The 12117-nt window shown below is 64.5% G+C and carries 8 protein-coding genes and 1 pseudogene; 2 read left to right on the plus strand and 7 right to left on the minus strand.

Features of this window, described 5'->3' with window-relative positions; genetic code table 11:
* Positions 1-21: 21 nt before the first annotated feature.
* Together FB00_RS13215 and FB00_RS13220 are read right to left on the minus strand one after the other, a co-directional pair.
* Positions 22-2808: a DEAD/DEAH box helicase family protein gene (locus FB00_RS13215; RefSeq protein WP_052877658.1), complete on the minus strand. Its 2787-nt coding sequence runs from the start codon at positions 2806-2808 to the stop codon at positions 22-24.
* A complete protein-coding gene (locus FB00_RS13220; RefSeq protein WP_052877659.1) occupies positions 2808-4709 on the minus strand; it encodes a site-specific DNA-methyltransferase in 1902 nt (633 codons plus the stop codon). Before FB00_RS13220 ends, FB00_RS13215 begins: the two co-directional genes overlap by 1 nt.
* 121 nt (positions 4710-4830) lie before the next feature.
* Between FB00_RS13220 and FB00_RS13225 the strand changes: the two genes are divergently transcribed.
* Entirely contained in the window at positions 4831-7584 is a 2754-nt protein-coding gene (locus FB00_RS13225; RefSeq protein WP_082141289.1) for an ATP-dependent helicase, read from the plus strand.
* 193 nt (positions 7585-7777) lie between these two features.
* Here the strand turns inward: FB00_RS13225 and FB00_RS13230 are convergent, their stop codons facing one another.
* The 5 genes from FB00_RS13230 to FB00_RS22070 form a co-directional block, all read right to left on the minus strand.
* Positions 7778-8203, minus strand: coding sequence for a DUF6228 family protein (locus FB00_RS13230; protein WP_197088808.1), 426 nt, complete (start codon positions 8201-8203; stop codon positions 7778-7780).
* A gap of 9 nt (positions 8204-8212) precedes the next feature.
* Positions 8213-9125, minus strand: a protein-coding gene (locus FB00_RS21705; protein ID WP_231581845.1) for an IS5 family transposase whose coding sequence is annotated in 2 segments (ribosomal slippage) — positions 8213-8761 and positions 8763-9125 — 912 coding nt in all. Because the reading frame shifts where the segments join, the coding sequence is not laid out codon by codon here.
* A gap of 307 nt (positions 9126-9432) precedes the next feature.
* Positions 9433-10053 carry a hypothetical protein gene (locus tag FB00_RS13245; RefSeq protein WP_047233398.1) on the minus strand — a complete coding sequence of 207 codons (621 nt, stop codon included), beginning with the start codon at positions 10051-10053 and terminating at the stop codon, positions 9433-9435.
* A gap of 372 nt (positions 10054-10425) precedes the next feature.
* A complete protein-coding gene (locus tag FB00_RS13250) occupies positions 10426-10677 on the minus strand; it encodes a hypothetical protein (RefSeq protein ID WP_047233399.1) in 252 nt (83 codons plus the stop codon).
* Positions 10678-10849: 172 nt separating this feature from the next.
* Positions 10850-10999, minus strand: coding sequence for a hypothetical protein (locus FB00_RS22070; RefSeq protein WP_156186401.1), 150 nt, complete (start codon positions 10997-10999; stop codon positions 10850-10852).
* Positions 11000-11132: 133 nt separating this feature from the next.
* Between FB00_RS22070 and FB00_RS13255 the strand changes: the two are divergent.
* A pseudogene (locus FB00_RS13255) lies at positions 11133-12116 on the plus strand (ATP-binding protein); the annotation flags it as partial.
* Between the last annotated feature and the right edge of the window lies 1 nt (position 12117).

Here is a 12117-nt window from a genome sequence, read left to right on the forward strand (position 1 = left end):
AAAGCGGTCAGCACGCGGCGGTCAGTGCCTAACTGCCCGGGTGTGCTTGGGAAAGTCCTCGGATTGCTCGACCAGGATGTTACCGTGTCGGCCATCGCCGAACATGAAGTCGACCTTGATCGCGCTGAAGTGCGCCTCACCAAACTTGATCTTCCAGCCCTCGGACTCCCACTGGAGCTGGTCGATCTGGCCGGTGCCCTTGGTCTCGCGCACGAGGTAGAGGTAGGTCCCCTCGGGCTCACGCCGGACAATCGCCCAGTCCGGGTTGTAGTTGACGCCCAGCGGAATCGAAATCTTGAACCACTCCGGCAGTTTGACGAAGAGCGGCACGTCGTCACGTTCGTGCTCGAGGTACTTGGCAAATGCAACCTCGACGCCCGAGTCGCACACGATCTTGTCGGTGACGCTCTTCGTGACGGGGACGACGAAGTCGGCCCGGGCGACCGTCTCGAACTGGTGCCGTTCCTTGAAGAGGGACGCCGACCAACTCTCGCCCGTCGGTGTGTAGACGATGCCGTCGGCGACCTGGTCGTACAGTGCCCTGCTTATCGCCGACTCGACCTGGTCGATGAATGCCGCAGGGTTGGCGCGCACCTGGTCTAGGTCGTCGATCTCGGTCAAGATGCGAACGATGGTGGCGCGTGACAACGGCAGCCGCCGGGTGAGCTCACCAACGACGTCGGGGACCCTCCGCGCACCCTCCACCTCGACAGTGCCCCGCTCGGTGACCTCGGCACCCGACACGCCGGCGACCGTGATGTCAATCTCGGCCTTGGAGATCCGGTACTTGACCTGCTCGAGGGGCTCCATCTCATTGATGCGTCGTACGGACTCGGCGACGACTTTGTCCGTGTCGAAGTCGATCCGGTAGGTCGTCTTTGCCGAGATGCGGGCCCACAACTCTTGGAAGATCGGGTCGTCAAGGACCGCTTGCTTGAGGCGGAGCGTCGTCTTGTCCTTGGCGACGTTGACGATGCGGCCGGTGAAAGTCGTGCCAGTGTCGGTCTCGATCTCCTCCTGGAGGTCCTTGGCAAACGTCGCGAAGTCCTCGTACGCGATGACCGTGAGGAGATTGACGTCGTCGACGCGGCAACGTTCGCCGTTGTCCATCACAGGTAGACGCAGGCCGCGGCCGATCTGCTGGCGCTTGCGCAGGGTCGACCTGCCGTCTTGGAGGTTGCAGATCGTGAAGACGTTGGGGTTGTCCCAGCCCTCGACGAGTGCCGAGTGGCTGAAGATGAACCGGAGCGGCTCGTCACAGCTGAGTAGCTTCTCCTTGCCGCGCATGATCCTCTCGAACGCCCCTTCTGCGTCCTTCGTCTCGGCGCCCGTGGCGGTGAAGGAGAGGTCCTTCGGTTCACCCTTCGAGGTCGTGGCGAAGTACCCGTCGTGGACGTCCTTGACGTCTGGCATCTGGGTCTTGATTGCCCGGTACTTGGGGTTGTTGCGGACGAACTCATACTCGTCCTCGAACCACGTTCGGAACTTCGCGCCGGCCGGGTGGTAGTTCGCGACCTTGTCGATGAAGAACAAGGTGAGCGGCTTCAGGCGTGCCTCGATAACCCCACGGCGCAACTGCCGAACGAGTTGGAGCTCCTTCTCAAAGTGGCTCTCGACGGCCTGGCGGATCATGAGTCGCTGGAGCTGCTCGGAGTTGGTCCGGTCGCCACCCTCACGGATGCGTGTGCCGTTGCCGAACTCGATCCACCCGGGCTGGCCGTCCATCCCGACATGGATGTCCTCGACCGACCACCCGGCGTACGCGGACAGCCCGCCACTGAGGTCGTGAAGGTCGTCGTCTTTGCGGAGTGTGACCTGGGTGAGCTTGGTGCCCTGCGCGGTGGCTCTGTTGATTCGCGCGGTCGCTGTGACCGCAGCGGCAGTGCCCGTGACCTTGAGGACGTCGACCGCCGCTTCATTCGGGTCCTCGTCCTTGACGATGGACAAGACACCGATCCGTTTGACCAGGCGAGGGCTGTGGTCGTATGCGTCCACTGGTGTCAGCCGATAGACAAGGTGCTTGAGGTCCTTGTGCGTGGCCGAGTACCGCAGTTTGAACAGCGGTGACAGCGAAGCAATCGCCTGCTGGCGTGTCGGGGTTTCCATGTTCTGTGGCTCGTCCATGATAACGATCGGCCGGCACGCCTGGATGTACTCGATCGGCGCGTAACCGTACTCAGTCTGCTTGTTCATCACGTTCGACTCCTTGGTGAAGGCGTCGATGGTGATTACCATGATCTGCACGTGGCTCGCGATGCCGAAGTTGCGTGCGGTCGTCGGCTTGGAGTTCCACACGTACGAGTCGACCTGAAGGCCGTCGTAAAGGTCGCGGATGTGGTCTGCGAGCAGGTCGAGGCTCGAGAGCACACCCTCACGGATCGCAACGCTCGGCACGACGATGACGAACTTTGTGTAGCCGTACGCCTTGTTGAGCTCGGCGATCGTGCGCAGGTAGACGTACGTTTTGCCAGTCCCAGTCTCCATCTCGACGCTGAAGTCCAGGGCGTCCGAGTCCTCACTGACGTCCGCGCGCAGGTCCGCGGCGATTGAGGGAGTCTCGCTGCCATCGCTGCGCACAACCGGCCGATCCTGGACGCGGCGCAGGTTCGTCTTGATCGTCGAAGGTGCGATGTCGAGAGAGTTGCCGAACACAACCTGGTCGAACAGTCCGCCCCCCGCGACCGCCTTAGGACCAGAAGTAGCTAGACCCTGCCCGAGGCCTTCCTGCCCAGCGAACAGGTCCACGACGCTCGCGATCGCGTCGAGTTGGTACTGCTGGTTTGCGTCAAACCTGATCTCGACTGCCATCAGACCGTCTTCATCGCGATGCCGGCGTTCTTCGCGTTCGTGAACACGTTCGCCTTGACCGCGTCCCGACCAGCGAAGCCATCCTCGAGGAAGACGAGCACACGCGGGTTGAGTGCAACTGCGGCATTGGCCACATCGTCGGTAATCGCGTCAGACAGTACAACGGCCACGCCGTCAGCAACGATGACCTCGGTGCCACCGACCCCGTGTCGCACCCATGACTCGTCCAATGCGACGCCCTCCTTGAGAAAGACCTCTGCGGCCAGCGAATCACCCCGCGGCTCGACCTTGACGAGAGTCGATCCGTGCAATGTCAGTTCGTCAGCATCGTCGACACTCGTGTACACGAAGTTGCTGTCCTTAAGCCGCAGGGTTCTTAGCCCGGCGCGTGAAGCTCCCTTAACGTGAGCGCGCACTGCAGCCACGCGCTTGAAGGTGATGTCTGAAACGGTCTCGAAGCCCGCTTTCCGGGCGGCAGACTCACGGCCAGTCGGCTCCGGAATGTTGACGAGAATGTATCGCCTTGTACCGTTGTCTTCCGCGTTCTGAAGCGCTACACCATGGGCGGTCGATCCCGAGCCTGCAAAGAAATCCATCACGAGATCGTCGCCTTTCGTGAAGACTGAGACCAGGTACTGGATTAGGCGCTCAGGCTTTGGGAAATCAAACACAACTCCCCAGTCTCGCTTCATGCGCGAGCTCGAAGCCTTGGTTGTGCCAAGGTTGCGGAGCACTGTAAGGACGTGTCCCTGCGTCGAACTACGCTGCTTGTATCCATAGATCGCGCCGGTCGGAGTCATGGCGAACCATGTTGACTTTCCTTCGGCGTCTTCGATGGGAACAAAGCCGTTCGAGATGAACAGTTCAAGGAGACGCTTCGAACTCCAGCCGCTATAGACTCGCGCAGGCGTCGAGAGAGTTCCGTCTACGACTTCAACGGGGTCGAGGACATGCGGCCAAGCGTCGGTTCGCGGCGAAACGGTGAACGCATCCTGCGAAGCGGGAAACCCAGCAGGAAGCAAGACCTCGCTCGCAGGGTTAGCCGGGCCATTCTTGGTGATCGAGTTTTCGATTCGGTCATTGAAGAGCTTACTGCCCTCGTCAATGTTCGGGTCGATTACGCCGGGCCGCGAAACATGTTCGATGTCGCGAGCGAACGCAACAATGTACTCGTGGTTCACCTTGATTGAACTCTGCTGTTCGATGTTTCCATCGTTGTTCCAGACGAACGTCGCCAGGTGATTCTCCGGCCCGAAGACCTCACGGAGCAGCAGCATGAGATTCGCCATCTCGACATCGCTTATCGACACCAGAACCACGCCATCTCGAGTGAGAAGGTTCCGTGCCAGCACAAGGCGGGGATACATCATCGAGAGCCATCGGCTATGCAGCCGGCCGTTCGCAGCGTCGGTCCCGGCGGAAGCGCGTCGACCAGCTGAGTCAATCTGACCTGACCACTCGAGGTACTGTCGAGTGGTGTCGGTAAAGTCGTCAGCATAGACGAAGTCGGATCCGGTATTGTACGGCGGATCAATGTAGATCATCTTGACTCGGTCGTTGTAGGCCTTTTGAAGGAGCTTAAGCACCTCTAGGTTGTCGCCTTCAACGAAGACGTTCTTCGCCCCGTCCCATTCAGCGGACCGAGCCAGGTCCGGCACAAGAGCGCCATGCGAAGGAGACTGCAGCGAGCGAACCGCTTCTGCCTTCCCCGCCCACATGAGGCCGTACCGCTCAGGACCGTCCGCGGCGGTGGTGACCGCAACGCTGAGGAGTTCGCCCAATCGGTTCGCGTCAAGCACGCCGTCAGCAAGGATGCCCGGGAGGAGTTCCTCCAGTGCGGCGCGCCTGGCCGCACTCAGGTCTGGCATCTCGAGGTCTACCTTGGCCGGTTCTTCGGTCATCGTCGTCGTCGCTCCGCAGGTCAGGGGGTGTCTGAACGAGATTATCGGTGAGGGCTGACACCTGCGTGTGTCTGGCGCACGTGTCCAGGTGAATGTCACCGGGTTGACGTAGCGTGTCCACGTGTCACAGCCTGCATCGACGCCCTCACTCCCCGTCCTCGAAGGCGAGGCCGCTCGCGCCGTCGCCCACCGGGGCAGCCACATCCAGATCATCGCAGCGGCGGGTGCCGGCAAGACGGAGGTCGTCTCCCAGCGAGTGGCCTCACTCCTGAACGACGGCGAGGATCCAGAGTCGATCGTCGCGTTCACGTTCACCGAGAAGGCCGCCAAGGAGCTCAAGGAGCGTATCCGCGAGCGGGTTGGCGCCGACAGGGTCGACGTGCTCGGCAAGCTGTTCGTCGGCACGATCCATGCCTACTGCTTCAGGTTGCTGCAGACCTACGTCCCCACCTGCGAGACCTACACCCCGCTCGACTCCAACCAGCTGACGAACCTGCTCTACCGCGAGCAGAACCGGCTGCTGCTCAAGCGCCTGCACAAGGACGGCAAGCTCTTCAAGGCGATCGCACTGTTCCAGTCGAACCTCGACGTCGTGGAGAACGAGCTCATCGCGATCGACGACCTTCCGGACAGCGACTTCAAGGACTCGCTCCGGCGCTACTACTCGATGCTCGACCACTACCGGTTCATGTCGTTCGGCACACAGATCGTCAGAGCCGTCGAGGAACTCGAGAAGTCCGACGTTCACGCGAAGGTCACCGAGAACCTCCGCCACCTCATCGTCGACGAGTACCAGGACATCAACCCCGCTCAGGAGCGGCTCATCGAGCTCATCGCGAAGCCGCATGGCAGTGCGAACGTCGTCGTCGTCGGTGACGACGACCAGGCGATCTACCAATGGCGCGGCTCGAACGTGCGCAACATCGTCAAGTTCACCGACCGGTACGGAGCCCACACCGCGGTTGAGCAGTTCCACCTGCTGACCAACCGCCGATCGCGGCCGGCGATCGTCCAGGTCGCGAACCAGTTCGCGCACTCGATCCCGGAGCGCCTCGACAAGCAGATGGGCACGTTCCGCCCGGCCGAAGGGCCGGCGGTCTCCATCGTCATCGGGCACGACGACGAGGAGGCCGAGGCCGACGCGATCGCGATGGACATCGAGGCCCTGCACGACCAGGGCGTCGCCTATCGGGACATCGCGATCCTGGTCCGAGGCAAGGTCGCCTACGCCAAGATCCTCGACGCCCTGGAGGTCTCCGGGATCCCCGTGCAGCCCGGAGGGCGGACCGGCCTGTTCGAGCAGCCCGAGGCCGCCGTCTTCGGAGCCACGTACGCCTGGCTCGCCGACATCGACTGGGCGCCGGGTCGGTTCATCCAGCGCGAGAAGATCGAGCTCGATGCCCTGCTAGACGACTACCGCACGGTGTTCGACCTCGAAGCGAACGACGTCGACGTCCTGCGCCCGTTCCTCTCACTCTGGAGGGGACGGAGTGTCCAGAAGAACTTCGACCCGAGCCTCGTCGGTGACTTCTACGCCCTGACGGAGTTGCTTCGAATTGCCGACTGGGACCTGACCGATGACCGGCAGCGCAACCGTCTTGGGACGATCGCCCGGTTCACCAACGTTCTGGCGGACTACGAGACGGTCAACCGGCGGTCCCGTCGCGACGCGGAGAACCCCGGAGAGCAGGTTGGCGGCGCTATAGGAGACCTCTGGTTCTACCGCAACTTCGCGCTACTGCTCATCAACTACGCGAACGGCAATTACGACGACTTCGACGGCGAGGAAGACCTCCTCGCCGACGGAGTCGCCCTCGGAACAGTCCACGGATCCAAGGGGCTCGAGTGGCCCGTCGTCTTCCTACCGTCGCTGACCGCAAGCCGGTTCCCGTCGAGCAAGGTTGGCTCGGCCGGCGACTGGCTCGTGCCCACGGATATGTTCGACGCCGCGCGGTACGAAGGCTCCGACGCCGACGAGCGTCGCCTGTTCTACGTAGCCATCACCCGCGCACGCGACTGGGTTGCGCTCTCATCGCACGCCAAGGTCAGGAAGTCGAAGGCGTCGCCCTCGCCGTACCTCCTTGAGGTCGCGGGATACGCGGCTGACGAGGATATGGACCTACCGACGTCGGCGCACGGCAAGGGGATCGACATCCCCGACCTCGCGATCACCTACAGCCAGCTCGCCGCATACGACTCATGCCCGCAGAGCTACCTGCTGCGCAACGAGCTGGGGTTCATGCCCGCGATCCAGTCCGAGATCGGGTATGGAAACGCCGTCCACCACGTGATGCGCATCCTCGCCGAGCAGACCCAGGCCACCGGCAAGCTGCCGACGCCGAAGCAGATCAACGACCTGCTCACAGGCGACTTCTACCTGCCGTTTGCCAACAAGGCCGGGCACAAGGAGATGCGCGAGCGCGCCCGGAAGCTCGTCTTCAAGTACATGACCGACTACAAGGAAGACCTGCTGCGTACGTGGGCCACGGAACGACCGTTCGAGCTCTACCTGCCCGGCGTCGTCGTCAGCGGCCGCGCCGATGTCATCTACGACGAACACGACGGCGTCCCGACCAACCTCGCGATCGTCGACTACAAGACCGCCGTCGGAGAGATCGCCCCACTCCAGCTCCAGGTGTACGCCGACGCCGGTCGCCGCGAAGGTCTCAGCGTCGGGGCCGCGTTCATCCACGACATGGGTGCGACGACGCGCCACGAGGTGCCGGTGGGCGATGCGGCGATCGCTGCTGCCGAGGAGCAGGTCATCGTCACGGCCGAGGCGCTCAAGGCGCGGGAGTTCGCGCCGAAGCCCGAACTGACGAAGTGCCGGCGATGTGACGTTCGGTTGATCTGCAAAGCCGCCGTCCTGAACTAGGCACGCGGCGGTGCGCGTGAAGCCGGGCAGGGCGGCCGTCCCATGACCCGACGGGCAGGGGCAGCGCCCGGATCGGCCTTCTCTTCAGAGGCCGGCGGCCACGAGGTCTTTGACTAGGACGTGTCTCCTAAAGGAAGGCACGGAGCGACAGTGCAGTTGACCTCTTGACCGCTGATTGCACGGACCTCGGGGATCAGGTCGAGGTGTCGAGAAGGGCGTGAAACGCATCTGCTATGCGGCGCAGGTCCTCACCTGCTCCGTGGTGCGTCGTCGTCGAGAAGGTCCAGGAGTCGTCGTCGTACGGCCTGTTCGTGACCTCCCACCGGAGGTGAACATGACCGTCGTGACGCGCGACAACACGCAACTCGTCCTCAAGCGACTGCCAGGTACGTTCGCCTGCCCACCCTCGGAACTCGTCGTACAGGCCGTACAGAAACGCCGAGAGTCCGCCGCTTCCCAGGGAGAGAATGATCCGCTGCTCGACTTGCAGATGGTCTCCGACTGCCCGAACGAGCATCCCAGACACATACGGGTCGTCGGGACCGTATGGAAACGACTGTTCGAACTCCAGCGTCAAGCCGGTCGAAGCGGTAATGCGCACCGCAGCCTGATCGAACACGCCGCCAATCTACCGGGATCGCAACCAACTGATGATCGCCGCCAGTACTGCTCCGGCCCGGTACACAGCGGCGTGCTTGTCGTAGCGGGTGGCGAGGCCGCGCCATTGCTTGAGCAGGTTGAAGGACCGCTCGACGACGTTCCTCCGCTTGTACGTCTCTCGGTCGAGCTTCGGCGGGCGACCGCCTCTTGCCCCACGCCGCTTGCGGTTGGTCTGCTGGTCGGACGGCTCAGGGACCACGGCCCTGATCCCGCGCCGACGCAGCATCGCCCGGTTCCCGCGCGAGGAGTACGCCTTGTCCCCGAGCACCGTGTCCGGCGTGGTCCGCGGCCGGCCCGCACCGAGGCGTGGGACGCTGATGTCTGCAAGTACGAGCTCAAGCGCGCGCCCGTCGTGAGACTGCCCAGGAGTCACCACCACCGCCAGCGGGCGGCCACGCCCGTCGACAGCGTGGTGAATCTTGCTCGTCAAACCGCCACGAGACCGCCCAATGCCATGACCCTTGGGTTCACTGTGGACGACGCCCTCGCGAAGCCTCTTGTGATTCGACGTCGCCCCCTGTGTCCTGCTCTGCGCGCCCCGTGTTCGTTGCGTGCTGGTGCGCGCGGTTGATCGTCGAGTCCACCGAAACCGTCCAGTCGATCTCACCGGCCGCGTCAGCCTCGGCCATCAGGTGCGCCAGAATGCTGTCCCAGGTGCCGTCGTCGGAGAACCTCTTATGCCGCTTCCACACCGTCTGCCACGGCCCGAACGCCTCCAGAGGCAGGTCCCGCCAAGGGATCCCGGTCCGATACCGGTAGGCGATGCCCTCGACTACAGTGCGGTGATCACCGAACGGGCGACCGACCCTGCCTGCGTTCGACGGCAGCAACGGCTCGATCCGCTCCCACTGCTCGTCCGTAAGAACCTGGAACCGACTCACGGCCTCGAGTCTGACGCCCGCACCAACTAAGAGTTGGGAGACACGCCCTAGGCGAATGGCGAGTAGTTCGCGGTTGTCGGAGTCAACGGCCAATCCTCCACGGTCTCGCTGTGCGACGAGGACTCGACCGTCGTAGGACGTGACGAAGAACCGGTGACCGACCGGACGGTGGCCTTGGATGCGCCGTCCCGCTAGGGAATCACCAACTCGAACCCGTCGGCCTCGCACCTGATCTCGACGCGGGACCGTCTCAGGGACAACCCAGAATCGTCGCGGTGATACCACCGCCTCGACGTTGTCGGCGAGATCACCCGCAACCCACGCAGCCCGAAGGACTCCTCCGCGACGGTCTGTTCGCCGCGCGCTGGGCAGCCCGATCGCTGCTGCGCACAAGCGAATCCTTGGGCGAGCGCCCGAGCAACGCCGCGAAGTCGTCACGCTGAGTAATCGCGTCGTGTTCGGACGGCGTCGGGCGGCGCTGGGGTTCGAGGGCGCTGAGAAGGCGGTAGAGCTCCGGCGTGGTCCGCGGGGTTATGACGCGGAAAGCCGTCTGTCGCGTTCGGACACCGCCGGGACCGCCCCGCACGAGGGCAACCTCGCCTGTCGCGACGAGGTACGAGCCGGTGGACATGCCCTTACGTGTCGCGCGGGCAATGCGCGCGTCGAGGACATCGAGTACGTCGACGAGGCGGACCGCCTGGTCACCGGTCATGGCCGTCGCACGTGCGACCTGGTCGGTCGAGACCGCACCGTACGCGACGGCGTAGAGGCCTTCACCCTGTCTGCCGGAGACGTTGCGCATGGCGCCGACGAGTTCGGTGTAGATCTTGCCTCGGACGGTCAGGGCGGCGGCGGTCTTGGTGTCGCCAGCGGCAAGCGCGAGGCGGCTGGCAAGCAACGAGAGCTTCCACTGGGACCGGAACAGCACACCCAGCGCGAGTGCACGGGGGAAATCCTCGTTGATGACAGCCGAGAGATTCTCGAGCGCGGAGATCGCACCGTCGATCGTTCCTCCGGCCGCGTCGAACTTCGGCTCGGGTCGGTAGCCGATGCGGTCGACGATAAAGCCGGCCGAGGTGAGTTGCGAGGCGATCCAGTCGTTGAAGAACTTCGTGGTGGCACCCAGGCCTCGGGCGCTCTCACCGAAAACGGCCCATGACGGGCGGTCTGAGCGGGCACCCTTCGTGTCGGAGAGTCCATGCCAGCCAGGCAGTCGGCTGTGGCGGTCGTCGAGCCGGATGAGGGCGCGGATGATGTCGGCGACGTCCTTGAGGACGAAGATCTCCTGCTCGGCGGTGATCTACTCGCGCATGGTCGCTAACTCTCGCTCCCTGCCGAGGAACGCCGCGACGGCGGCCTGGCGCCACAGTTCGACGATCACGTTGTCCTGCTCGGTGCCGAGCTCAACCGGGTCCGCGAGACGCCCGCCGGGAAGGTCGTCCCGTGGCGGGACGGAGCGTTCGATCCAGTGCAGCCACCGCGCGACGATGGTCGCTTTGTGTGGCGCTGCGGCGGTGTGGGTGCGGGCCAGGTCGACGACGTACTGGAGCACGATGGCGCGGTACCGCTGGATGAGGTCGGCCCGTTCGTGGAACCCGTCCAGTGGCGCGTCGCGGGTGTGGTGCTTGCCGCCGATCTCCTAGTACGGCCGGACGTGCGTCAGCAGCTCGGCCAACGACTCGCGCAGCGCGCTGGCCACCTCTCCGTAGGTCATGGCGCTGCGCTCACCGTACGGCACCGGGATCGGCGGCCCAGGTCGCGTCAAGTAGGTCGCGCGCCCGGAGCAGGACGACGGGGTCCAGGCCGTAGCGGCTGAGGTGCAGGATCGCGTTGCTCGCGGCGTCGTACATCGCGTACCGGCTGATGCCGTGCACGGGCAGCGCGACGGCGAGTTGCGCCGGCTCATGGAGGGAGTCGATCCGGTCCAGAACATCCCAGTAGTCGTGGAGGCGGTCCGGATTGGTCGTCGCGGCCAGGGCACAGAGGTTGGAGCGGATGGTCTGGTAGGTCCCGTGCGACCCGAAAGGCGAATGAGCCCCGGTCGCGCACGCCCTCGGCGGGCAAGCGATCGCGCTCGGGCATGGGCAGCCCAATCGGCTCAACCCTCTCGACGAAGGCCACCGACGCACCGACCTCGACGACGCCACCTGGGCCGCCCAGCTCGCCGCCCGCCGTCGCGACCTGCTCGGCGCGCTCGCCGAGACCGTCCTGGACCGGCGCCTGAGCCCGACCGAGCACACTGCGATCGATATCGCCCTGACCGACGCCGTTCGCACCGCGGCCGTGCCCGTCCTGCCGATGGTTGTCGACCGTCTCCTTACCCCAGACCGGCGCGATGACGCCGCCGGGCGGCTCGCTGAGGACGGTCGCCTGCCCGGGCACGCGCTACGCCGCCTGGTGTCCGGCGACCTGGCCGGGATGTTCGACGGCCCCTCCACCGTAGCGTTCGACCCCACGCTGCCGATGGTGACTCTCGACCTGTCGGCCGTCGCGGAGAACGACACCGCGATCTCGCTGCTGATGACCTGTGCCTCGGCCTGGATGGAGTCCGCTCTGCTCGACTCCACCGGCGGGCATCGGTGGGTCGTCTACGACGAGGCGTGGCGGCTCATGTCCCACCCCGCGCTGCTGCGGCGCATGGACGCCCAATGGCGCCTGGCCCGCTGGTTCGGCATCGCGAACATGCTCATCTTCCACAAGCTTTCCGACCTGGAGAACGTAGGCGACTCCGGGTCGGCCATGCGGGCGCTGGCCACGTCGCTGCTCGCCAACGCCGAAACGAGGGTTATCTACCGGCAAGAGTCCGACCAACTCGGCCCCACCAGCGCCGCCCTCGGCCTCACCCGCACCGAGCGCGGCCTGCTCCTCACGCTCGACACCGGCCAGGGGCTGTGGCGGATCCGCGAGCGATCCTTCGTTGTCCAGCACCAACTCCACCCTGCCGAGGCCGAGCTGTTTGACACAACGTCGCGCATGGAGACTAGGACCTAGG

Origin of the sequence: Cellulosimicrobium funkei (assembly GCF_001019615.1) — a bacterium.
Classification (GTDB): domain Bacteria; phylum Actinomycetota; class Actinomycetes; order Actinomycetales; family Cellulomonadaceae; genus Cellulosimicrobium; species Cellulosimicrobium cellulans_E.